Below are 24,553 nucleotides of genomic sequence, written 5' to 3'. Positions count from 1 at the left end.
ACAAGTCTTTTATATATTTGAGATTGCTTAAATACAAGACTAAAAAGGTCAATAATAAAAATGAAACAATTACTTATATTCATATTCACTATTATTTCTGTTACAAGCTTTGCTCAAGATAAAGACAAAGAAAAAGAACAGTTAAACGCATTAAAAAAAGCGAATAATTATGTGTATGAAGGCAATGAATTAGCCGTTAACGACGATTTTGTTTCAGCAGAGATGGCCTATAGAAAAGCCATTTCAAAACAACCTACAACTGTTGCAGGAGCCTACAATTTAGGAACTTCATATTACAATGAAGGCAGTTATAATGAAGCACTATATAGATTACAACAGGCTACCAAAAGCGCCACTTCAAAAGAAGAAAAACATAAAGCTTTTCATAATATCGGAAATATATTAATGAAAGAAAATAAGTGTCAAGAAGCTGTAGATGCTTACAAAAACGCTTTAAGAAATAATCCACAAGACGATGAGACTCGTTATAATTTGGCTTTAGCAAAAAAATGTGTCGAAGATCAAAAAGACAATCAAGATCAGCAAGACGATAGTAAAGACGATCAGAACAAAGATCAAAATCAAGATCAGAATCAAGACGAAAACAAAGACAACCAAGATCAACAAGACAAAGAAGAAGGAGATAACAAAGAAGACCAAAAAGACAAAGGCGATCAAGATAAAAAAGACGGAGAAGATCAAAAAGATGATGAAGGAAAGCCAAAAGACGATAAGCAAGATCAGGGTAAAGGAGATGAGCAACAAAAACCCCAGCCACAACCTGGTCAATTATCTCCGCAACAAGTGAAAAATTTGTTAGAAGCCATGAATAATCAAGAACAAAAAGTTCAAGAAAAAATGAATGCTGAAAAACAAAAAGGAGAAAAAATTCAAACAGAAAAAGATTGGTAACCTTTATCTGGGAATTATTATCTAGAAACTTAAAATGAAACTAATAAAACACATATCATTAATTCTAATCGTACTAACAACTAGTCTTGCTAGTGCTCAAGTATCTTTTGAAGTAAAAGTAAGCAAGAAAAAACTAGGTGTAAACGAAAGGTTACGAGTCGATTTTGAAATGAATAAAGATGGAGATAATTTTAATCCTCCAGATTTTCAGAATTTTACAGTTATTGGTGGACCAAACCAAGCCGTGAGTACATCTTGGGTGAATGGAAAACGTTCCTATAAAAAAACATACAGCTATTTTTTATCTCCAAAAAAAAGAGGCTCCTTTAGTATTAAACAAGCAACCATAGAAATTGATGGCGAAATTTATAAAACATCTCCATTAACTGTCGTTGTTACAGCTGCTGTAAATAATCCAAACGCACAGAATAGCCCAGAAACCATTGCTGATGATAATATTCATTTAGTTGCTGAAGTATCCAACACAAACCCTTACTTAAATGAAGCTATTACTGTTGTTTACAAACTTTATGTATCTCCAGATACAGGCGTCAGTAATTGGAGAGAAAAAGACAATCCAAGATATAATGATTTTTGGAGTCAGAATATCGATATCAAAAATTTAAAAGTTCAAAACGGAACCTATAAAGGAGAAGATTATAGATTTGTTATTTTACGTAAAACCGTATTATATCCTCAAAAAACTGGTAAGCTCGACATCGAACCGTTAAGTTTAGATGTGACTATTGAAGTTCCAACAAACAGAAGAGATATTTTTGGTGGTAGACTAATGACCCAAGGTCATAAAACCATTTCTGCTGGAAGCAGAACCATTCATGTAAAAGAATTACCTCAAGCAGGAAAACCAGCAGATTTTACTGGAGCTGTTGGTGACTTTGAGTTTAATGTTATAACGTCTAAATCTGAATTAAATGCTTCAGAATCATTACAAGCAAGAGTTGAAGTAAAAGGAAATGGAAACCTCAAATTATTTGAACTTCCAAAACTAACCTTACCTAGCTCCTTAGAAGTTTACGAGCCGGAACATACTGAAAATATATCCACAAATTTAAATGGGATGCAAGGTGGTATTTCAGATGCTTATACCATTGTTCCACAATATAAAGGAAAGTATCCAATTCCAAGTATTACATTTTCATATTTCGATTTAAAAACAAAAACATATAAACGTATTTCGTCTGGAGAAATAGTAATCAATGTCCTAGATGGTCCAACAAATACAACCGCTTCAGATAATAATATTGCATCTGCAGAAAATGGAAAACAACCTGTTGTTGTTAATAATAATCAATTTGCTTATATAAAGACAAACACTAGTTTAACAGCTATTAAGCCCAATCATTTTTTTAAATCAACAGGTTTTTGGACAGGCTTGTTATTACCTCTTTTAGCCATTCCGTTAGCCATTGTTATTAGAAAGAAAAAACAAGATCGAGATGCAGATGTAGTTGGAAATAAAATTAGAAAAGCCGACAAATTGGCTAAGCGTTATTTAAGTGAAGCTAAAAAAGCATTAGGCAAAAAAGAAGCCTTTTATGTCTCTCTAGAAAAAGCATTGCATAATTATTTAAAAGCCAAGTTAAATCTAGAAACTAGCGATTTATCTAAAGACAAAATTGAAAATTTATTAAAAAGTAAACATGTTGAAAAAAGTGTTGTATTAGAATTCGTAGAGATTTTACAAAATTGTGAATTGGCTCGATATACACCTATTACAAATGTGGAAATGCAACAAGATTATGAGAAATCTGCTCGAACAATAACAGCTATAGACAAACAATTTAAATGAAAAATTTAATTTACATATTTGCGTTTTTATTGAGTTTTTCTGCTTTTGCACAAAACACCTCTTGGTTTGAACAAGGAAACGCACTTTATAATGAAGGAGATTTTGAACAAGCCATATTAAAATATGAAACCATTTTAGAAAATGGTGAACATTCTGCCGAGTTGTATTTTAATCTAGCAAATGCGCATTATAAATTAAATCATATAGCGCCAAGTATATATTATTACGAAAAAGCATTACAGCTTGCTCCTAACGATAAAGAGATTAAAAATAATGCAGCGTTTGCCCGCAACATGACAATTGACGCTATTGGTTCTGTTCCAGAAATTGGACTTTCTAATTATATTAAAAACCTAACTAATAAATTAAGCTTTGATACGTGGGCCAAAGTATCCGTTTTTTTTATTTTCTTATTTGTAATTCTTTTTCTGCTTTATTATTTTGCTTATTCAACTACTAGAAAACGTTTATCTTTTGTTAGTAGTATGGTGTGTATCGGACTTACCTGTATAACATTGGCATTTGCTTTCCACAAATATAACTTAGATAAAAAAGATCAACCTGCAATAGTGTTTGTTCAAGAAAGTCAAATAAAAAGTGAACCTAATTTACGTAGCACAGAAGCCTTTATTCTTCACGAGGGCACCAAAGTTCAAATAATAGATACCGTTAACAACTGGAAGAAAATCAAGCTTTCAGATGGTAAAACAGGATGGATTTTGAATCAGGATATTAAAGCACTTTAAAAATTATTTAACTAAAATAAAAAAATTGCATTGTATATTTGCATTTCTATATGAATAGAATTGGATGAATAAAACTACAATTTCCATTTTTTTTACATGTTTATTTATGTTGTTTATAACAGCACCTTTGGTGATAAATGTTATTGACAAGTCTATTGATATCTCTATTTTTTATAGTATAAACGAAGAGGAAAATTCTCAAAATGAAGTTTCTAAAAAGTTAGATGTTAACTTGTTTACAAACAATCCAAACTTGGATGTTTTACTAGAATCGACAAAAAGAAATAGATACAATTACTACAGAGAAAATTACAAAACTTTAGCTCTTGATAATTTTTATCCACCACCAGAATTGATTTAATTACTTAGTTATTAAAACATTACACAAGTAACTGTTGATTATTTTTAAATCGATTTAATATATATTAAAATTTATGAAAAACTTTTTTTCAAATCTTAAAGGCGATGCCTTTGGTGGTATAACTGCAGGAATTGTAGCATTACCTTTAGCTTTAGCTTTTGGAGTATCATCAGGATTAGGTCCTAGTGCTGGACTTTACGGAGCCATCTTCTTAAGTTTCTTTGCGGCCCTTTTTGGTGGAACCAATACACAAATTTCTGGGCCAACAGCACCAATGACAGCTGTAAGTATGGTGCTAATAGCTGGATTATTAGCGATACATGAAGGCGATGTTACTAAGTCGCTTCCTATAATTTTAGCTGTATTTATTTTAGCCGGACTAATGCAAATTGGTTTAGGAATTTTTGGCTTCGGAAAATATATAAAATACATTCCCTATCCTGTAGTTTCAGGATTTATGACAGCCATTGGGCTTATTATTATCATTACTCAAATCCTTCCTTTGGTAGGATATTACCCAGGAGAAGATCAAGAATTAATTAAACAACACATGCCCCATGCCGAAGAAATGCTTTTAAATGATATCTTAAAAGATGAAGCAGGAGAAGGTATTCTTGTGCTTGAAAATTTTAAGGAAACCGTAAATAGAGCAGGAAAAATAACTCTAGCAGAAATGGAAAGTGAAGCGTCTATATTAGCTGCAAATTCAGCTTCTGGAGCATTGGGTTCTTTAAAAGCAATTCCAAGAGCTTTACAAAACATTAACTGGTTAGAGTTACTTTTAGCACTAGGAACTATTATATTAATTTATGGTTTTAAACGAATAACCACTGCCATTCCAAGCACCTTGGTAGCTTTAGTAGTAGTCTCTGGAATAGCCATTGGGTTTGGTTTAGATTATAGGCCTATTGAACAAATTCCTAGTGGTTTTCCTATGATTAATATGGGAATCTTTACAGAGTTTAATTTTGGAAATTTAATGCCATATTTCTTTACTGCATTTACTTTAGCATTATTAGGATCTATTGACTCGTTATTAACAAGTGTTGTTGCAGATAATGTTACCAAAACAAAACACAACTCCAACAAAGAGCTTATAGGTCAAGGTATAGGGAATAGTATCGCAGCGCTTTTTGGAGGCTTGCCAGGAGCAGGAGCAACTATTAGAACGGTTGTGAATATTAATGCTGGAGGTAAAACTAGGTTATCTGGAATGATAGCAGGTGTGTTATTGCTTGTTATTCTTTTAGCATTAGGTCCTGTTGCATCTCAAATACCAGCTGCTGTTTTAGCTGGAATATTAATTACTGTTGGAATTGGAGTTATGGATTATAAAGGACTAAAAGCCATTCCTTCAATGCCAAAAGATATAAAAATAGGACCGCTTAAGTTGAGTTCTGAAGTCTTAATCATGATAGTCGTTTTACTGCTCTCTACCTTCTGGAACTTAGTTTATGCCGTTGGAATTGGTTTGGTAATTGCCTCTTTAATGTTTATGAAAAAAATAGGTGATTTAACAGCAGAACGAAGTGATGTTAAAGCTCTAGCTAAAGAAAAGGCTTGGGAGGATGAAGCAGATTTTCCTGAAAAATTAAAAGAAGAAGTGTTTATTAAACATCTTAAAGGACCTTTATTTTTTGGTTCAACTAGCGATTTCCAAAATTTATCATATCAAATTCCTTCAACCGCTAAAACAGTTGTTATTCGTTTAGGACGCATGCAGTATATGGATCAGTCAGGTCTATATGCCATGGAAGATGTACTTCATGGACTAAATAAAAATAAGATTACCGTTTTGTTTGTAGGCTTATTAAAGCAACCAGAATATATGATGGAGCGTATTGATATAATTCCAGATTTAATTCCTAAAGAGCATATCTTTAATACATTTAAAGAATGCACACAATGGATAAAACTAAATGTAAAAGACAACCATTAAAACACAAATTATGAATTTAAAAACAGTTTTCGAAAATAATAAAGAATGGATACAGAATAAATTAGATGTCGATCCAAATTATTTTAATGAATTAGGAAATGGACAAAGTCCAGAACTTTTATACATAGGTTGTTCTGATAGTCGTGTGACTGCCGAAGAACTCATGGGAGCTGCTCCTGGAGAAGTCTTTGTTCACCGAAATATTGCTAACATGGTTATCAGTATTGATTTGAATGTCATGTCGGTAATAAACTATGCAGTAGATCACTTAAAAGTAAAACATGTTATTGTTTGTGGCCATTATGCCTGTGGTGGTGTAAAAGCTGCAATGCAGTCGGCAGATTTAGGAATTCTAAATCCGTGGCTACGTAATATTCGTGACGTATACAGAATTCATAGAAAAGAATTAAATGCTATTGAAGATGAAGACAAACGTTACGATAGACTTGTGGAACTTAATGTTCAGGAACAGTGTGTAAACTTAATTAAAACAGCTGCAGTACAAAAAGCTGTTCGAGATAGAGGTTTAGAGGTACACGGTTGGGTATTCGATATTCATACCGGAAAATTAATTGATTTGAAAATCAACCTCGCAAAATATTTAGAGGATATTCAAGAAATTTATCACTTAGATTAAATAAAAAAAGCCACTTTAAAAGTGGCTTTTTTTTGTTTTTATAAAACCTATTGCAATAAGCTGTATACAAATTCAGGATGTCCACGTTCTCCTTCATTATTTGTTAGAGCTAAAAATTTCAACTTATAAAGGTTTCCATCTGTATCATTAACAACATAAAAAACATTGTCTTTTAAAGACGGTTGAGAACCAGGTCCTCCACCATTTCTCCAACTACTTCCTATAATTCTTTGATCATTATAAATAAGATTCGCATCAACAACATTAGCTAAAGTGAAATTATCATAGGATAATTCTGTATTCACTGTTGTATCAATCTTATAAACACCTACATTCCCTTTCGTATTATTAGAAACAAAATCTCCATAGAAATAAGCTCCATAACTATCTGGTCCAGCAAAAACCTCATCAGTGAAAACCGTAAAGTTCAAATCCCATAATAATTTATTAGGCTCTACATTTACTTCTGCTCCAGTATTAAAACTAAAGAAGGTAAAATTAAATCCTATGCTTTTAGAGATGGTTATTTCTTGATGTGTTGTGTCATCCAAATCGGCATATTGTAAAACATAGCTATCCCCATCTTTTAAAACTCGTATTTTCATCCAACCTCTTTTTATTTCTCCCAAATCAACACTTCCATTCGCTGGTGTTTCAGTTCCAACTTCTTTCCCAAGGTTCAGTAAATAAACTTTGTTTTCAGAATCAATATCAGATATTTCGTTTATGGCAGTTTCTAAAATATTTCCATCAAAAGCATCTACGTAGGCTAAATTACTATTGTTAAAAGTTCCTACAGCAACTTCTGGTTGTAAATTTAAAACTTCTGTATCATTAGAATCAACTGCATCTATATCGGTAGTTGAAAGTTCTGCTACTGCCATTGCTATAGATCCATTTATTACCACTCTAAATTCTGATCCAGAATAAAACCCTAAATCCCAAGAATCTCTTACAACTTTGGTTGAAGTATTTGTGCTTAAATCGATATATACTTGGTTTTGTTGGTTTGGCCCTCCAACTTCAGGTGTTACTGATGCGCCTTCAACAATAACACTGATTGGCCCTGAAGATGAATCGTCGTCGTTACTACAACTAAAGGTAGTTATTAATAAAATTCCGAAAAGGATTGATAAAAATTTGTTTGTCATAATTAGTGATTTTAAAAATTTAGATTATATAATAGTTTTATGTAGAATGATCGTCCATACCCTAAGGACAAATTGTTGTTGTTACTAGCATGTGTCCCCCCTGTAGCATTTGCGTTTTGGATAGAAACTGAAGTAATATCTAGTAAATTTCTAGCCCCAAGGGTTACTTGAAAAGCTTCTTTAAAAAAATCTTTTTTAACAGAGGCATCCAACCAGCTATAAGCATCCAATGTTTCTTTTGTAAAAACAGTATCGCCATTAGTATCTGTACCAGTACTGACATAGCTTTCTTGTTCGCCATTGTATTTATAAAGTACCGTAAAAAAAGTATTCCATTTTTTTAGGTGATAAGTAGCGCTGGAATTTATTTGAAAAGCATATAAAAAGTTATCGTTTGCATTTGCTTCGTTACCTAAATCTCTAGAAACTCCTTGCAGAGTAGCGCCCAAATTAAAGGTCCAATTACTGGATTGGATAGAATTATCTAAAGTAAGTCCCCAAAGTTTATAACTGTCTATATTTATATACTGATATTGAAGTGGGCTAGTGTTTATTATAGCTAAGTCAATTTTATCTTCTAATGAAATGTAACTGAACTTTATTTCATTCAATAAAGAGATATCATCAAACCAACTCCGTTTTTTTAAATTTACGAATGTTGTAAAACCATTTTCCGGATTTAAATTTTCATTGCCTCGAACATCATGATTGGAGTCTACAAAATAGTAATATAGTTCTTCAAAATTAGGTGTACGGTAAGAAGTACCAAAATTGGCACGAAGTTCAAAACCACGAGACATTAAATATCTAGCGCTTAATGAACCCATAAGTTTGGATTGAAATTGTGAGTTATATTCAAATCTTAATCCAGGTCTAACAGAAAATTTTTCAGAAAACTGATATTCTGCTGAAGCATAGGCTGCTAGATTATATTGAGATTGTGTTTTATCGAATTGCGTATAGTCTCCAGAAGCCTGAGTATCGAAACCTTTAATATATTTTGTTTCGTACCCTAATTGAAAATTAAAATAATCGTTTTTAATTAAATTGTTTACTGAGCCATTTGAGAAAAAGACTTTAGTAGATTGGTATGTTTCATCGGTTTCATTTGTTTTGTCTCCACTTAAAATATAATAATTAAACCTATTTAAATTTCGTTCTTGCTGTTGGTAAGAAAAAGAAGCTTTATAGTTAATCCCGGAATTTAAAGCTCCTGAAATGTTTATGTTGTTTACAAACCTATTGGTTGTATAAATTTTATCGGTCGAAGAAGGGTTGGATGTTTGATTGGCAACATCTATATTGGGTCTAACCGTTGCATCATAATAGTCTAAGACTTCATTAAAATAATCAAATCTATAGTTTAGTTTAAAGCTATCTTTGTTATAATTTAAAAGGGCATTGGTGTTAATCTGTGCTTTTGGTAACCATTCATACCCTCTTAGACCATCATTGTTATAATAATTTTTACCCTGTTTGTTTCCTAAAAAACCAGCAAATTGGTTCCTATTAAACCCAACTCTAGCATACCAGTTTTCACTGAGATTATGAGAAACATTTATAGCTTGAATATGTCGTCCTTCATCAAACCAAGCATATTCATCACCTACAGTCTCTTCTTGAACCGAAGCTTGAATTTCCCAATCAGTATCAATAGTTTTTTTGGTAATAATATTAATCACACCAGAAACAGCATTCGCTCCATATTCAACTCCCATAGCACCTTCAACAATTTCTATGCGCTCAATGTCATCAAGATTGACTTGTGTTAAATCGATGTTGTTTCCCAAACCATTATCACTAACCAATGGAATATTATCTACTAGAATATTAAAATATTGAGAGTCTAATCCAAAAAATGAAATTTGAGATTTTCCTGTTTGGGCATTTGGAATAATGGTCAAATTTAAATTGAAGTTTAATAAATCTGCTAAATTATTTGCAGCTTGGCTTTCAATTTGCTTTCTATCTATTACAATGACATTATGAACAGATTTTTTTATTGACTGTGGATTATACTGCCCAGTAATTACTACTTCATTAAGTTCTTGGGTTCTTGTAGAATCTGCTTCAATTTCTTGAGAAAAAACCATTGGACTTAAAAAAAGTGAAAAATAAATGAAGATATTATTTTTATTTAGACTCATTCTTATTTAAATTTGCTGCAAATATAAAATCTTATTTTAAATCAGTCTAAATAAGAATAGGAAAATTTAATATTTTTTTAAAACATTAAAACAATCAATTAATAATGAAACAATTAGCCCTATTAGCCCTTTTAGCAACCACGACTATTGCTACAGCTCAAAACAAAAAAGAACAAGACGAAAAAGCCATTAAAGATATGTGTGGCTGTTATGAGGTTACTTTTAATTTTGCAGAAACTTTCGAATATTCGGGAGATTCAACATATATAGAATCAAAAACAAAACATGATAAAGGTTTAGAATGGGTGAAATTAATTCAGGATGATACAGACAAAATATCTATGCAGCATATATTAATTGTTGGTAGACCAGAGAGTCCGCATATCGTGAAACATTGGAGACAAGACTGGCAGTTTGAAAACACCAAACTTTATGTTTATGACCATGATAATAAATGGTCTTTTGTAAACCTGCCAAAAGATAAAGTAAAAGGACAATGGACACAAAAAGTATTTCAAGTAGACGATAGTCCTCGTTACGAAGGCTCAGCATCCTGGGTTCATATCGATGGAAAAAGTTATTGGGAAGACGAAACATCTGCTCCATTACCTAGACGTGAATATACCACACGTAGCGATTATAATGTTACTGTAAGACGAAATAGACATGAGATTACAAATTACGGTTGGTTACATGAACAAGATAATGATAAAGTGGTTCGTGAAACAGGGAAAGAAGATGTAGTCTTAGCTCAAGAAAAAGGGTATAATACCTATGTAAAAGTAGATGATAGCCGATGTGAAGCAGGACAAAATTATTGGAAAGTAAATCAAGAAAAATGGGCCTTGGTAAGAGCAAAATGGGATGAAGTTTTTGCAAGAGATACCGATTTAATTCTTGAAGATAAAGTAGACAATAAAGTCCTGTTTAAATACCTGTTAGACGACGAAAATTATAAAACTGCCGAAGATATTAATCCTGTCATTGACGCTTTCGTAAAATCATAAAACCATGTTATATTTTAAACAATTAACAGTCGCTTTATCATTAATATTAGGGGTCCAATCAATTGCCCAAGAAAATGTTTTTTTAAAACGTGATTTCTGGGATTCAAATCCAACTATAGAAAATATTGATTCAAAAATTAATCAAGGATATGATATAGCTCAGGCAAATAGCAACAATTTCGATGCAGTTGTTTATGCAATTTTACAAGATGCACCTATTAGCACCTTACAATACATCCAATCTAAACCAGGAAATGATGTCAATAAACTAACTCACGACGGAAGAACATACATCTTCTGGGCTGCCTATAAAGGGAATGTAGAATTCATGAAGTTCCTTTTAAAGAAAGGAGCAAAAACAGATCTTACAGACGACAAAGGCAATACCATCTTAAACTTTGCAGCTGGTTCAGGCCAACAAAACACCAAAGTATATGATCTATGTCTAGCTAATGGCGCTAACCTTAAAAAGGATCTGACGCCAAATGGAGCCAATGCCCTACTACTAGCAGCCCCTTTTGATACAGATTTTAAGCTTACAGAATATTTTATTTCTAAAGGACTTGATATAAAAAGTGAAGATGCTGAGGGGAATAACATTTTTAATTATGTTTCTAAAACCGGGAATATAAACATGCTTAAGCAACTAATAAACAAAGGCATTAAAGGTACAGACAATGCATTTATATTTGCAGCTTATGGCACCAGAAATAACACAAATGGTCTAGAATTTTATCAATTTTTAGAATCTGTTGGTTTAAACCCAAACACTAAAAATAAAGATGAAATAACGCCTTTACATATTGTTGCTTCTAGAAGTCAAGATTTAGACATTATAAATTATTTTATTTCAAAAGAAAATAATGTAAACCAAACAGATAAAGATGGAAACACACCTTTTTAAATGCTTCGAGTAGAAATAACGTAGATGTCATTACTTTACTATTAAAGCAAGTAGATGATATTAATCTGGTAAATAAAAAGGGAGAATCAGCATTAACCTTAGCCGTTGAAAATAACTCCAATAAAATAGTTGAACTATTAATTGAAAAGAAAGCAAATGTCTCAGTATTAGATGCCAATGGAAATAATTTAGCTTATTATTTAATCCATTCTTTCAATTCTGAAAAAATAAAAGATTTTGAATTAAAAGCCTCTTTATTAAAATCTCATGGACTAGATCTAACATCCAATCAAACTAACGGAAATACCTTATACCATTTAGCTGTTGAAAAAAACAACTTAGATTTAATTCAATGGGTTCCTAATGACAAAGTAGATATAAATGCTAAAAATAAAGAAGGTAATACAGCATTGCATTTAGCTGCAATGAATGCAAAAAACACCGACATTTTAAAATATTTAGTTTCCAAAGGAGCCAAATTAAATGAAGTTACAGAATTTGAAGAAACTGCTTTCGATTTAGCCTCTGAAAATGAAATTTTAAAAACGAATAATATATCAATAGATTTTTTGAAGTAGTTAATTAAATAAACCTACAAGTATTCGTAAAACATCTTGTAGGTTTTGTTTTTATGTAACCTAATAATTATTTTAACAAATGAAAATAAAACAACTATTACTTTTAAGCATCCTTACTTTAGGACTTGTATCTTTTACCACATTTTCTGAATCTACAAAATATAAATGCATGATTCAAATGACGAATTATACTGGGGAAGCTGCTTATGTGGTTGTATCATTAATCAATCCAAATGGCGAATACGAAAAAACACTTTATGTACAAGGAGATGATGAAGAGTGGTATCATGATATTTCCGATTGGTGGAAATTCTACGGTAAAAAACGCAACAATTTAGACGCCATTACTGGAGCAACCATTGCAGGAGGAACCAGAACTATTAGTGTAATAGATATTGAAGATTCTAAAATTGATGCTGGTTATAGCATACGCTTTGAAACGGCTGTTGAAGATCAAGAATATTACACAAAAGATGTGGAGTTTCCATTAACTTCAGAAACTGTTAAAAGTAAAAATGAAGGAACTGGCTTTATACGTTATGTACGCATGATGCCTAACTAAAATTAATAACCTGCAAGATGTATTAGTTTTGTACTGAATAAAATTTAATAAAACATGACCATTTCAATATGGAGATACAGTCATCTTGCATTGGCTGTATCTTCTTTTGTTTTTATTCTATTAGCATCTATAACTGGATTTATTTTGGCATTTCAACCTATTGCTGAACAAATCCAACCATACAAAACAGCCGATTTTAATACCATAACCTTAGCAGAAACAATCCACGTATTAAAAGAAAACTATCCGGAAATAATTCATTTAGATATCGATGTCAACCAGTTTGTATCTGCTTCAGTAATTACCAACGAAGGGAACAGTTTAAATGGCTATTTTAATCCAAAAACTGGGGCTTTTATTGGAAATAAAATAGAGCCTTCCAGGTTTTTTCAATTTACAACCAATTTACACAGATCGTTATTTTTAAAAGGTGTCGGACGTTTTTTTGTTGGCCTATCTTCTCTGTTATTATTCTTAATTGCAGTTTCAGGTTCTGTATTAATTATTAAACGTCAAGGCAGTTTTAAAAAAGTATTTTCAAAAATTGTCAATGAAAATTTCAATCAATATTGGCATGTGGTTCTTGGACGCTTATCTTTAATTCCAATAATTATTATAACAATAACTGGTGTTTATTTATCGGTAGAAAAATTTAATCTGCTACCAGAATTCAAAACATCTCATGTTATAGATTTTAATACCATACAAGAAACACCAAAAATTAACACTAAAGATTTTGTGGCTTTCAAAAACATTCTACTATCTCAAGTTAAGTCCGTAGAATTCCCTTTTTCAGAAGATGTTGAAGATTATTTCACCATTGCATTAAAAGATAAAGAACTAATTGTAAACCAATATACAGGAGACGTTTTAAGTGAAATCGATTATCCTTTAGTCAGTTTTTTCTCAAATTTAAGTTTAAATCTTCATACAGGAAAAGGCAGTATTTTATGGTCACTTATTTTAGCCATTGCAAGTGTAAATATTCTATTTTTTATTTACTCAGGTTTTGCCATGACCTTGAAACGCAGAAAAACAAAACTCAAAAATAAATTCCAGAAAGATCAAGCAAAATATATTATTCTTGTTGGTTCAGAAAACGGAAGCACCATTCCTTTTGCGAATGGCTTATACAAACAGATCATTCAGGCTGGAGAAACCGTTTTTATTTCAGAGCTTAATAGTTATTCTACTTATAGAACAGCAGAACATATTATTGTTCTTACTGCTACTTATGGTCAAGGTGAAGCCCCAACTAATGCTAATAAATTTTTAAAGCTACTTAAAGAAAATACGCAAACGCAAAACATCTCTTTTTCGGTTGTAGGTTTTGGGTCGTTATCTTATCCTGATTTTTGCCAGTTTGCTTTTAATGTGGACCAAGCATTAACCAATTATTTCAAACAAACTTTGGCGCCATTTACTATTAACGACAAATCTGTTGAAGCCTTTGATCAATGGGTACAACAATGGAGTAAAAAAGCAGGATTGCAAATACAAATTCCAAAAGAAACATTAGTTGTAAAACCAAAACTATCTAATAAATTAAAAGTTATAAATAGAACAGATGTTGCTAAGAATCCAGATAACACATTTTTAATAAACTTGAAACCTAAAAAAACCCTTCGTTTTAAATCTGGAGATTTACTAGCCGTCTACCCCAATAAAGACTATCGTGAACGGTTATACTCTATTGGCAAAATTAACGGAAATATTCAACTAAGTGTAAAATATTTTGATCGTGGTTTGGGGTCCAACTTCTTGAACAACCTGAAGTTACAAACAAATTTTAAAGCTAGAATTATTAAGAACAGCTCGTTTTATTTCCCTAAAAAAGCCTCTCGCGTTATCATGGTTGCTAATGGAACTGGAATAGGTCCGTTTTTAGGCATGTTACATGAAAACAAAAAGCATATAGAAACCCATTTATATTTTGGTTTAAGAACAATAGAATCTTTTAATCTCTATAAAGAACAAGTTCAAGAGTATGTTTCAGAAAATAAATTAAAAAAATTACAGTTAGCCTATTCGCAAGAAGCAGACAAAAACTATGTACAGGACATGTTATTTAAAGATGCACAATTTATAGCAGAAACGCTTCAAAATAAAGGAGTCATCATGGTTTGTGGATCTTTAGCCATGCAAAAAGGTGTCTTGAGTGTTTTAGAGCATATTTGCTCAAACTTTAATAACAAACCATTACGTTTTTACCAAAGCAACCAACAATTAAAAATGGATTGCTATTAGATTTCTCCTTGTGTTTCTGTTTCTTTCTTTAACTCATGTTCTTCAGCCTTTATTACAAACGGGAAAATTAATGGTACAATAGATTTTACAGGTTCATAAAGTATGGCATTTTCTGTATGTTCTTCTTCTAGAAATGTAATGGTTGTATTCAATTTATCAAAGATATTAAGGAGCACACTTAAAATCAATGCTATTTTTAAAACCCCAAACAAAGCTCCTAAAAGTTTATTTAAAATCCCTAATGCTGCAAAATCTGCCAGCTTAGTTAATGCTTTTCCAGCCAAAGAAATAACTAAAACAATCACTACAAAAGTGATGGAAAAAGCTGCAACATTAATGGTTTTTTCGTCCCAATCAACTTTCTCCATAAGAAATTCTGCAGCATAATAACTAAAATGAATGGCTCCATAAATTCCAGCAATTAAAGCAACTAATGAAGCAACTTCAACAAAAAAACCTTTTAAAAACCCACGTACCAGACCAAGTAATAAAAAGCCTAATAAAACAATATCAATAACACCCATAAATAGTAATTAGAAAATATTTCTCAATATTCTTATCGAGAATTCCGTTAAAACGTATTTTAAAAAACTTGTTTCGGGAACTAAAATAAAGAATTTAACCCTTTAGGGAAATTATTTATTTGTTTAAATATAACTTAACTTTGCACAATATATTTTAAGTTAAACCAAAATACTCCTGTTTTTACAGGAAGTGAATATGTCTAGAGACGAACAATTAAAACAACGTTGGGAACAAGTTGTCATTAAACTATCCAATCAATTTGCAGATGGAGACACCTTAGATTTAGATGCAATCATCTATTTGATAGGTGTTCAAGAATTGGGTCAATTAGATAGAAAATTTAAGAAAGATCATAAATTAGACCTCATGCATATAGCCATTTGTAGACTTTTAGAGCCTTATGGGTATTATGAATTTGATTTTTTTGACGACGAAGGTTGGCCACATTATACAACTAAAGAACAATTACCACCTTTAAAAGCAGGAGAGCAAAGCGTTTTAATGAAAGAAGCTATTGTAAGCTATTTTATGGAAACTAAATATATTGACTAAACTCAGGTTTTATGTGTAATAGGAATTTACTTTTCATCATAATTCACTAAATTTGCCCTCATTTTCAAAGATATCATGATAGATAAGATTAAAGAATTAATTGCTGAAGCCGAAGTTTTCCAAGCAAAATCTAAAGAAGACGTTGAAGCTTTCCGAATTAAATATTTAGGGAAAAAAGGACTCCTTAACGACTATTTTAAAGAGTTTAAAAATGTAGCTAACGACCAGAAAAAAGAATTTGGACAGGTTATTAATGCCCTTAAAAAAACAGCAGAAGATAAAGTTGCTTCCTTAAAGGAAGAACTGGAAAGTAAAGAGGAGGTTAAAGGGGTTTATGGCGATTTATCTCGTCCAGGAGAGCCTATTGAAATTGGTGCCAGACATCCAATATCTATCGTAAAAAACCAAATCATTGATATCTTCTCTCGTATAGGTTTTAATGTAAGTGAAGGTCCAGAAATTGAAGACGATTGGCATAATTTTACTGCCTTAAATTTACCAGAATATCATCCGGCAAGAGATATGCAGGATACGTTTTTTATACAAACCAATCCAGATATTTTATTACGTACACATACCAGTTCGGTACAAGTACGTTATATGGAAAACAACAAACCACCAATAAGAACTATTTCTCCTGGAAGAGTCTATCGAAACGAAGCTATTTCTGCTCGTTCTCATTGTTTTTTCCATCAAGTAGAAGGTTTGTACATTGATAAAGACGTGAGTTTTGCAGACCTAAAACAAACCTTACAGTATTTCACAACTGAAATGTTTGGGAAATCAAAAATAAGATTGCGTCCTTCATATTTTCCATTTACAGAACCAAGTGCAGAAATAGATGTGTATTGGGGACTTGAAACCGAATCCGATTACAAGATTACTAAAGGAACAGGTTGGTTAGAAATAGGCGGTTGTGGAATGGTAGATCCAAACGTATTAGAAAACTGCAAAATTGATCCTAAAGAATATACAGGCTTTGCTTTTGGTGTAGGAATAGATAGAATAGCTATGTTATTACATCAAATAAACGATATTAGATTACTAAGCGAAAACGATGTGCGTTTCTTAGAGCAGTTTAAATCTGCTTTATAAAAAGTACTTTTATAATAAAAAAGCCGATGAATTTCATCGGCTTTTTTATTTAACAATCTTTTAACTTCGTTTAGTTCGGTTCAAACCGAACTAAATATTTATATTTGCACAAATTCTATTAAAATAAATAGAATTCAGATTAAATAAAATGAAAGAAAACATCTGCAAACAGAAAATGAGCTTAGTTGAAAAGCTTGGGGTGCACTTAGAAAACAGGGAACAGTTAGCTCCTGTGGCAGCTCGTATTCTGTCTTATATTATCCTTACAGGTAAAAAAGGGACCACTTTCGAAGAAATGGTTAGCATTCTATGTGCTAGTAAAAGCACTATTTCAACACATCTTAATCATTTACAAGATTTAAATAAAATTACATATTTCACTAAAACAGGAGATCGTAAAAAATATTTTGTGATAAATTCAGATACGTTAATGCAAAGTATCGATCACATGATATTAGAGTGGGAATCGGAAAAAGAGCTACATGAAGAAATGACCGATTACAAACTTCAGATTAATAGTTTAGAGACTACTACAAACGATTTACAATTCGATTTAACCTATCACGAAAACTATATAAATTTTTTAAATTTAGCTATGGCATCTATGACTCAATTAAAAGAGAAAGTGGCAGCTATGAAACTACAAACGAAACCTTAATATGAAAAAAAACACTTATAATATTTTAGCCTCTTGTGCTATGATTATATTCCTATTTAGCTGTGGAAATAAACAAGAAGAGCAAAAAGCAGCACCTATTTTACCTTATCCTGTTGTAAAAGTTGTTAAACAAGATGTCACAACTCATAAAAATTTTCCAACAAGTATTGAAGGAAAAGTAAACAGTCAAGTACGTCCAAAAGTATCTGGATATATTAAAGAAGTACTAGTTACAGAAGGGCAGGTTGTTAAGCAAGGACAATCTTTATTTAGGTTGGAAACACAATCTTTAAGTCAGGATGCCAATGCTGCAAAAGCCAATGTAAACGCAGCTCAAGTTGAGGTAGATAAATTAAAACCTTTAGTAGAAAAAAACATTATAAGTAATGTACAACTAGAAACAGCAAATGCTAAACTAGCTCAAGCTCAAAGTGCATATAACAGTGTAGCGGCTAATATTGATTATGCAAATATAAAAAGTCCCGTAGATGGTGTTGTAGGTTCTATTAATTATAGAAAGGGAGCTTTAGTAAGTGCTCAAGATCAACAGCCGTTAACAAATGTGTCTTCAATTGATGAGGTTTACGCTTATTTTTCAATGAATGAGAAAGAGTTTATCACTTTTATGGAAGAAGCTAAAGGCGAAACAGCCAAAGAAAAAATAGAAAAATTTCCAGAAGTTAAATTACGACTTGCAAACGGAGAACTATTTGAAGACTCTGGGAAAATTGAAACCATAACTGGTGATATTAATACCCAAACTGGAACCATCACATTTAGAGCAAAATTTGATAATAAAAAAGGTTTACTTAGAAATGGTAGTAGCGGAACTATACTTGTACCTAGAACTTTTGAAGACGTTATGGTTATTCCTGCAGAGTCAACATTTGAAAGACAAGGAAAAGTCTTTGTTTATAAAGTTATAGGCGATTCTTTAATAGATAAACCTATTACGATTTTAAAAGATGCCAATCGTTTATACATTATTGAAAAAGGCATCGAAGTTGGTGAAACTATTTTAGCAAAAGGACTAAATAAAGTAAGTTCTGGAAGCAAAATTAAGCCTATTGAAAAATCAATGGATAGTATTATAAATTCTTTCGAGACTATTTTTAAATAAGCCTTATTATGTTACAAAAATTTATTGAAAGACCTGTATTATCTACAGTAATATCCATAATCATAGTTATCTTAGGTGTATTAGGTCTCACACAATTACCAGTGACACAATATCCAGATATTGCGCCACCAACAGTACAAGTTAACGCCTCGTATCCTGGAGCTAATGCCGAAACTATTTTGGAGAGTGTTATTGTTCCTATAGAAGAACAAATTAATGGTGTTGAAGGAATGACTTATATTACTTCAACAGCAAGTAATTCTGGGAGTGCTTCCATTCAAGTGTTTTTTGAACAAGGTTATGATGCAGATATAGCAGCAGTAAACGTACAAAATAGAGTCGCGAGAGCAAATGCGCTGTTACCCTCCGAAGTTATTCGTGCTGGTGTTGTTACTCAAAAACAACAAAACTCTGCCTTATTATATGCAGCTATCTATTCCACAAACCCAGAATATGATGATACTTTTATTCAAAACTATTTAAACATTAACATCAAACCAGAATTACAACGTATCAATGGTGTTGGTGCAGTTAATGTTTTTGGTGCTAAAGATTACTCCATGCGTGTGTGGTTAGATCCAGATAAAATGGCCGCATATAAAATTGAACCAAGAGATGTTACACAGGCTATAAACGAACAAAGTTTAGAAGCAGCTGCCGGATCTTTAGGTCAAAATAGTGGAGAAGCTTTTGAATATGTTATTAAATATAAAGGTCGTTATAAAGAAGCCAAAGATTATGAAGATATCGTAATAAAAGCGCTTGGTGATGGACAATTTTTACGTGTTAAAGATGTTGCAACAGTCGAGTTAGATGCCTTTTCATATTCATCGGTTTCCAGAACGAAAGGAAATCCAGCTGTTAACTTTGGAGTCTTTCAAACACCAGGTTCTAATGCACAAGAAATTATTGAAAACATCTATACCAAATTAGATGAACTTAAAAAAGATTTCCCAGAAGGTGTAGATTATTTGGTAAATTATGATACCAATAAATTCTTAACAGCTTCCATAGAAAAAGTATTACATACCTTATTAGAAGCTTTTTTACTGGTTTTTATTGTAGTCTTTATCTTTTTACAAGATTTTAAATCTACGCTTATTCCTGCTATTGCAGTTCCAGTATCCATTATTGGTACCTTCTTTTTCTTAAATGTGCTAGGCTACTCTATCAACTTATTAACGCTATTCGCATTAATTCTCGCCATTGGTATTGTGGTCGATGATGCTATTGTAGTGGTAGAAGCCGTGCATGCCAAATTGGAAGGAGGTTATAAAGATGCCAAAAAAGCATCAATTTCGGCCATGAGTGAAATTAGTGGAGCCATTGTGTCTATTACTTTGGTTATGATGGCAGTGTTTATCCCTATTACATTTATCAAAGGACCTTCAGGTGTGTTTTACGAGCAGTTTGGAGTCACTTTAATGATTGCCATTTTTATTTCAGCCTTAAACGCTTTAACCTTAACACCAGCATTATGTGCTATTTTCTTAAAACCACATAACGAGCATGAACATAAAAAGAAATCGTTATTACAACGTTTCTATGCAGCGTTTAACACAGCGTTTAATGCAACTACAGAAAAGTACACAAAATCTTTAGGTTTTTTAATAAAACATAAATGGGTTACGCTTGCTATTTTAGGTGTAAGCGTTTTTGGAATTATTGCAGCCAATAAAGTCATTCCTACAGGATTTGTACCTTCAGAAGATAGAGGTGTTATTTTTATGAATGCCGAATTACCTCCCGGTGCTTCACAAGATCGTTCGTATCAAGTTAATAATAACTTATACGAGATGATTAAAGACATTGAAGGGATTCAAGGGGCTTCATTTATTAGTGGTAGAAACTTTTTCTCTGGAGAAGGAAGCTCTAACGCAATGGGCTTTATTATACTTGATTCTTGGGACGAAAGGGATACTGAAGCAGAATCTGTTAACGGTATTATTGGACAATTATTTCAAAAAGCTGCCATGATTCCTGATGCGAATATTATCTTTTTCACACCTCCAAGTGTACCAGGTTTTGGTAGTGCAGATGGTTTTGAAATGCGTTTATTAGATAGAAGCGCCAGACCTTTAACAGAGTTAGATGCCACAGCAACCGATTTTGTAAGACTATTAAATCAACAACCCGAGATTGCTTATGCTTCTAATTCCTTTAGCACCAATTTCCCACAATTGGAATTAAATATCAATGTGGAAAGAGCTAAAGAAGCTGGGGTTTCAACAAGCGCTATTTTATCAGCATTACAAGGGTATATTGGTGGAAATTATGTAGCCGATTTTAGCCGTTTTGGTAAACAATTCCGTGTGTTTATTCAAACCTTACCAGAAGATAGAACAGACGAGGCTAGCTTAAACAGCATGATGGTTAAAACACCAAGTGGCGAGATGACGCCTATTTCACAATACGTTTCTTTCAATCGTGTATATGGACCACAAACCGTAAACAGATTCAACTTATTTAATGCGGTTACTGTAAATGGTGCGGCAACACCTGGATTTAGTTCTGGAGATGCTATTAAAACAATTAATGAGTTGGCAGAAACAAGTTTACCAGAAGGCTATCAAGTAGCTTATTCAGGAATTACTCGTGAAGAAATTGCTTCAGCAGGACAATCAACCATTATATTTTTAATTAGTATCCTGTTTGTGTATTTCTTACTTTCTGCACAATACGAAAGTTACCTATTACCACTTTCTATTATTTTCTCATTACCTATTGGTGTTGCTGGTGCTTATGCTACAACCTATTTTACAGGTTTGGAAAATAATATTTATTTCCAAATTGCTTTAATTATGCTTATTGGTCTTTTGGCTAAGAATGCCATATTAATTGTAGAGTTTGCCGTTCAAAGACGACATCATGGCTTGTCCTTAGTAGAAGCTGCTATCGATGGTGCCAAAGTACGTTTAAGACCTATTTTAATGACTTCTTTTGCCTTTATTTTAGGATTAACTCCATTAGTAATTGCTAGAGGTGTTGGTGCAGCTGGAAACAATTCCATTGGAACAGGTGCTGTTGGTGGTTTACTAATTGGAACCATTATTGGTGTGTTTGTTATTCCTGTTTTATTTGTAGTTTTTCAATGGTTACAAGAAAAAGTAACAGGAGTTCCAGAAGCCGTTAATCAGAAAAATCAAGAATAAATTATTATGAAAACAGTTTTAAATAAACGTTTATTTTTTAGAGGAGGTATTCTTGTATTTACGTTGTTTACCTTACAAAGTTGTATTGTTTCAAAAAATTATGAACGACCAGATTTAGAAGATGAAACCGAAAACCTTTACAGAACAGATAATTTGCCAACAGATAGTTTGTCTATGGCTGATGTGTCCTGGAAAGAAGTTTTTACAGATCCTTATTTAGTGCAATATATTGAAGAAGGCTTAGAAAACAATATTGATATTAGAATAGCTTTACAACAAATTATTGCTGGTGAAGCTTATATGAAACAGGGTAATGCTGGTTATTTACCAACATTAAATGGTGGAGCGACGGTTACGCATCAAGAATTGTCTAAAAACAGTCAGTTTGGGAGTTTCTTTAGTGGTTCTTTAGAGCAGTATGAAATGGTAGCCAATCTCTCTTGGGAAGCAGATATTTGGGGTAAAATACGAAGTAATAAAAGAGCATTTCAAGCTAGTTACTTAAAAAGTGTGGCTGCACATCAAGCTGTTAAAACCAAACTTATTGAAAGTATTGCAACAACTTATTACAGATTGTTAGCCTTAGATGCGCAATTAAAAATAACAAAACAAACGGTTGAAACTAGAGAAAACAGTGTCACTACTATTCAAGCACTTAAAGATGCTGGACAGGAAACACAGGTTGCAGTAGATCAAAATATTGCGCAATACAATAATGCAAGAGCCATTCAAATAGATATTGAAAGAGAGATTTTTAGAGCAGAAAACACACTTAGTATTTTATTGGCAAAGCAGCCTCAAAATTACGAAAGAGGTGTTTTAGAAACCCAAGAAATTACTACAGACATGAAACTTGGTGTGCCATATTTGTTATTAAGAAACAGACCAGATGTTATGGCTGCTGAATACGATTTTATTCAATCGTTTGAATTAACAAACGTAGCTTTAACAAATTTCTATCCATCTTTAACCTTAAGTGCATCTGGAGGTTTTCAAAGTTTGGAGTTTCAAAATTGGTTTAATGCCAACTCTTTATTTGCTAATTTAGTTGGTGGTTTAACACAGCCTATTTTTAATCAAAGAAAAGTAAGAACACAACACGAAGTCTCTCAAGCTCAACAAGAACAAGCACTTTTAAGCTTTAAAAGAACCTTGTTAGAAGCTGGAAAAGAAGTTTCGGAAGCACTTTATACTTATGATGCCGAAACAGAAAAATTTATTTACAGAAGAAATGAAGTAGAAGCTTTAAGACGTGCTGAAGCTAACTCTGAAGAATTATTAAATAATGGTTATGCAACCTATTTAGATTTACTAACCGTGAGACAAAATGAATTAGCTGCCGAATTAAACAGTATTGATACCAAATTAGAACAATTGCTTTCTGTAGTTAATTTATACAAAGCCCTTGGTGGAGGTTGGAAATAAAAAGATAGTGTTAGTTAAGTTAGTTTTATGATTGGCAAAGAACAAATAATTGCGTTCGCAGCCGAGAAATTTACACAATTTGGCAGTAAGCGGTTCACTATGGACGAGCTTGCTGCTTTGTTGGGTATTTCTAAAAAAACACTTTACAAACACTTTTTGAGCAAAGAAGATTTGGTAACTTCTTGTATTCAGTATATAATTGATGAGTACAACCAAACTTTAGAGCAATTGTTACAAGATGAAAAAGACCCTATTACCAGCATTATTTTAATGTATGATAGAGCTTTTGACCGTTTAAAATATTTTAAACCCTCTTTTATTTTTGGATTGAAAAAATATTATCCTGCATCCAATAAAGTATTTGATGACTTTCGAGACAATTTTGTAAAAGTTAGGGTTTATAACCTTTTGGTAATAGCTCAAAAAAACGGTCTGCTTTTAGACGAAGTCAATCTAGATCTGTTTTGCGATATATATTTTAAGCGTTTTGAAGAAATAGCCTTTAAAAGCAATAATCTTTTTGATATACATTCCAACAAAGAATTGTTAAATCACTTTATAGTTTATAGTTTGCGAGGCATTACAAAGAAAGACTATTGCAATCTGTATTTTTAAATAACAACCTATGAAAAAAGACATCATCATTCCAAAAGTAGAAAACGTTTATGTAGCCGTTGTAAACGAATACAACGACATCTATAAAACCCAAGATTGGAATGCCTATATTATTAACAATAAGGATGTTGATTTAGAGATGGTACTTATTGTAACCAGTGGCTATTCTGAAGAAAAGACCACCTCAACATTTCGAAAAAAACTCGATGTGCTTCCTAAAAAGAGCTATGCAAAAATAGAGCTCATGCAAGAAGATTTATTTGCATTAAACAACACGTTTAAAGTGACTTTTTTTGAAGGAAATACCATGTATGATAAAACCTTCTTGTTTAGAAAAAACACAATTAATTTAAAAGCTTTGCAAGACATTCCATTAATGGAAGCAAAAGGAGTTTTGGTGAAGTAGTTAA

Annotated in this window: 22 protein-coding genes; 19 read left to right on the top strand and 3 right to left on the bottom strand. The window is 32.1% G+C overall.

All coding sequences use genetic code 11. The annotated features are described in order from the left end of the window. The first annotated feature begins 60 nt into the window (after positions 1 to 60). The 6 genes from ACI5KZ_RS06840 (at position 61) to ACI5KZ_RS06815 (ending at position 6,405) form a co-directional block, all read left to right on the top strand. Positions 61 to 912 carry a tetratricopeptide repeat protein gene (locus ACI5KZ_RS06840; RefSeq protein ID WP_406847284.1) on the top strand — a complete coding sequence of 284 codons (852 nt, stop codon included), beginning with the start codon at positions 61 to 63 and terminating at the stop codon, positions 910 to 912. Between the two features lie 34 nt (positions 913 to 946). Continuing rightward, positions 947 to 2,722, top strand: coding sequence for a BatD family protein (locus ACI5KZ_RS06835; RefSeq protein WP_406847283.1), 1,776 nt, complete (start codon positions 947 to 949; stop codon positions 2,720 to 2,722). Then, entirely contained in the window at positions 2,719 to 3,468 is a 750-nt protein-coding gene (locus ACI5KZ_RS06830; RefSeq protein ID WP_406847282.1) for a tetratricopeptide repeat protein, read from the top strand. The genes ACI5KZ_RS06835 and ACI5KZ_RS06830 overlap by 4 nt, the downstream gene beginning before the upstream one ends. 64 nt (positions 3,469 to 3,532) lie before the next feature. After that, positions 3,533 to 3,829, top strand: a complete 297-nt coding sequence (locus ACI5KZ_RS06825) for a hypothetical protein (protein ID WP_109308239.1) — start codon at positions 3,533 to 3,535, stop codon at positions 3,827 to 3,829. A gap of 73 nt (positions 3,830 to 3,902) precedes the next feature. Next, on the top strand, positions 3,903 to 5,768 hold the full coding sequence (locus tag ACI5KZ_RS06820; RefSeq protein ID WP_109308238.1) for a SulP family inorganic anion transporter: 1,866 nt from the start codon (positions 3,903 to 3,905) through the stop codon (positions 5,766 to 5,768). A 10-nt stretch (positions 5,769 to 5,778) separates the two neighbouring features. Beyond that, entirely contained in the window at positions 5,779 to 6,405 is a 627-nt protein-coding gene (locus tag ACI5KZ_RS06815) for a carbonic anhydrase (protein WP_109308237.1), read from the top strand. 47 nt (positions 6,406 to 6,452) lie between these two features. Here ACI5KZ_RS06815 and ACI5KZ_RS06810 read toward each other — a convergent pair whose 3' ends face one another. Together ACI5KZ_RS06810 and ACI5KZ_RS06805 are read right to left on the bottom strand one after the other, a co-directional pair. After that, positions 6,453 to 7,556 carry an HmuY family protein gene (locus ACI5KZ_RS06810; protein WP_109308236.1) on the bottom strand — a complete coding sequence of 368 codons (1,104 nt, stop codon included), beginning with the start codon at positions 7,554 to 7,556 and terminating at the stop codon, positions 6,453 to 6,455. A gap of 11 nt (positions 7,557 to 7,567) precedes the next feature. After that, positions 7,568 to 9,703: a TonB-dependent receptor plug domain-containing protein gene (locus tag ACI5KZ_RS06805; RefSeq protein WP_406847281.1), complete on the bottom strand. Its 2,136-nt coding sequence runs from the start codon at positions 9,701 to 9,703 to the stop codon at positions 7,568 to 7,570. Between the two features lie 104 nt (positions 9,704 to 9,807). On the opposite strand from ACI5KZ_RS06805, the gene ACI5KZ_RS06800 reads away from it, so the two are divergent. The 5 genes from ACI5KZ_RS06800 (at position 9,808) to ACI5KZ_RS06780 (ending at position 15,001) form a co-directional block, all read left to right on the top strand. Continuing rightward, positions 9,808 to 10,710 carry a DUF6607 family protein gene (locus ACI5KZ_RS06800; RefSeq protein ID WP_109308234.1) on the top strand — a complete coding sequence of 301 codons (903 nt, stop codon included), beginning with the start codon at positions 9,808 to 9,810 and terminating at the stop codon, positions 10,708 to 10,710. A gap of 4 nt (positions 10,711 to 10,714) precedes the next feature. Continuing rightward, positions 10,715 to 11,614 carry an ankyrin repeat domain-containing protein gene (locus ACI5KZ_RS06795; RefSeq protein ID WP_406847280.1) on the top strand — a complete coding sequence of 300 codons (900 nt, stop codon included), beginning with the start codon at positions 10,715 to 10,717 and terminating at the stop codon, positions 11,612 to 11,614. A 29-nt stretch (positions 11,615 to 11,643) separates the two neighbouring features. Then, positions 11,644 to 12,192: an ankyrin repeat domain-containing protein gene (locus ACI5KZ_RS06790; RefSeq protein WP_406847377.1), complete on the top strand. Its 549-nt coding sequence runs from the start codon at positions 11,644 to 11,646 to the stop codon at positions 12,190 to 12,192. 79 nt (positions 12,193 to 12,271) lie between these two features. Continuing rightward, positions 12,272 to 12,754: a DUF2271 domain-containing protein gene (locus ACI5KZ_RS06785; RefSeq protein ID WP_109308232.1), complete on the top strand. Its 483-nt coding sequence runs from the start codon at positions 12,272 to 12,274 to the stop codon at positions 12,752 to 12,754. A gap of 54 nt (positions 12,755 to 12,808) precedes the next feature. Beyond that, entirely contained in the window at positions 12,809 to 15,001 is a 2,193-nt protein-coding gene (locus tag ACI5KZ_RS06780; RefSeq protein WP_406847279.1) for a PepSY domain-containing protein, read from the top strand. On the opposite strand, the gene ACI5KZ_RS06775 is transcribed toward ACI5KZ_RS06780, so the two are convergent. Continuing rightward, positions 14,998 to 15,525: a CvpA family protein gene (locus ACI5KZ_RS06775; protein ID WP_109308230.1), complete on the bottom strand. Its 528-nt coding sequence runs from the start codon at positions 15,523 to 15,525 to the stop codon at positions 14,998 to 15,000. The two genes, ACI5KZ_RS06780 and ACI5KZ_RS06775, sit on opposite strands and share 4 nt — an antisense overlap. Positions 15,526 to 15,721: 196 nt before the next feature. Here ACI5KZ_RS06775 and ACI5KZ_RS06770 point away from each other — a divergent pair, with 196 nt between their 5' ends. The 8 genes from ACI5KZ_RS06770 (at position 15,722) to ACI5KZ_RS06735 (ending at position 24,549) form a co-directional block, all read left to right on the top strand. Then, positions 15,722 to 16,078, top strand: coding sequence for a hypothetical protein (locus ACI5KZ_RS06770; RefSeq protein ID WP_109308229.1), 357 nt, complete (start codon positions 15,722 to 15,724; stop codon positions 16,076 to 16,078). Positions 16,079 to 16,153: 75 nt separating this feature from the next. Further along, a complete protein-coding gene (pheS, locus tag ACI5KZ_RS06765; RefSeq protein WP_109308228.1) occupies positions 16,154 to 17,173 on the top strand; it encodes a phenylalanine--tRNA ligase subunit alpha in 1,020 nt (339 codons plus the stop codon). A 148-nt stretch (positions 17,174 to 17,321) separates the two neighbouring features. Further along, positions 17,322 to 17,831 carry a GbsR/MarR family transcriptional regulator gene (locus ACI5KZ_RS06760; protein ID WP_109308227.1) on the top strand — a complete coding sequence of 170 codons (510 nt, stop codon included), beginning with the start codon at positions 17,322 to 17,324 and terminating at the stop codon, positions 17,829 to 17,831. A gap of 1 nt (position 17,832) precedes the next feature. After that, the gene (locus tag ACI5KZ_RS06755; RefSeq protein ID WP_165815781.1) at positions 17,833 to 18,951 is read left to right on the top strand and encodes an efflux RND transporter periplasmic adaptor subunit; all 1,119 of its coding nucleotides are present in this window, start codon (positions 17,833 to 17,835) and stop codon (positions 18,949 to 18,951) included. Positions 18,952 to 18,959: 8 nt separating this feature from the next. Further along, positions 18,960 to 22,103 (top strand): efflux RND transporter permease subunit, encoded by a 3,144-nt coding sequence (locus ACI5KZ_RS06750; protein ID WP_406847278.1) that lies wholly within the window; start codon positions 18,960 to 18,962, stop codon positions 22,101 to 22,103. A 6-nt stretch (positions 22,104 to 22,109) separates the two neighbouring features. Continuing rightward, on the top strand, positions 22,110 to 23,528 hold the full coding sequence (locus ACI5KZ_RS06745; protein WP_109308225.1) for an efflux transporter outer membrane subunit: 1,419 nt from the start codon (positions 22,110 to 22,112) through the stop codon (positions 23,526 to 23,528). A 27-nt stretch (positions 23,529 to 23,555) separates the two neighbouring features. Next, complete coding sequence (locus tag ACI5KZ_RS06740; RefSeq protein WP_109308224.1) at positions 23,556 to 24,143, top strand: TetR/AcrR family transcriptional regulator; 588 nt, start codon at positions 23,556 to 23,558, stop codon at positions 24,141 to 24,143. A gap of 10 nt (positions 24,144 to 24,153) precedes the next feature. Then, the gene (locus tag ACI5KZ_RS06735) at positions 24,154 to 24,549 is read left to right on the top strand and encodes a hypothetical protein (protein WP_406847277.1); all 396 of its coding nucleotides are present in this window, start codon (positions 24,154 to 24,156) and stop codon (positions 24,547 to 24,549) included. Positions 24,550 to 24,553 lie beyond the last annotated feature (4 nt).

Origin of the sequence: Xanthomarina sp. GH4-25, from assembly GCF_045363175.1 — a bacterium.
Lineage (GTDB): Bacteria > Bacteroidota > Bacteroidia > Flavobacteriales > Flavobacteriaceae > Xanthomarina.
Note: the sequence above shows the minus strand (reverse complement) of the source record. Positions and strands in the feature narration are given on the sequence as shown.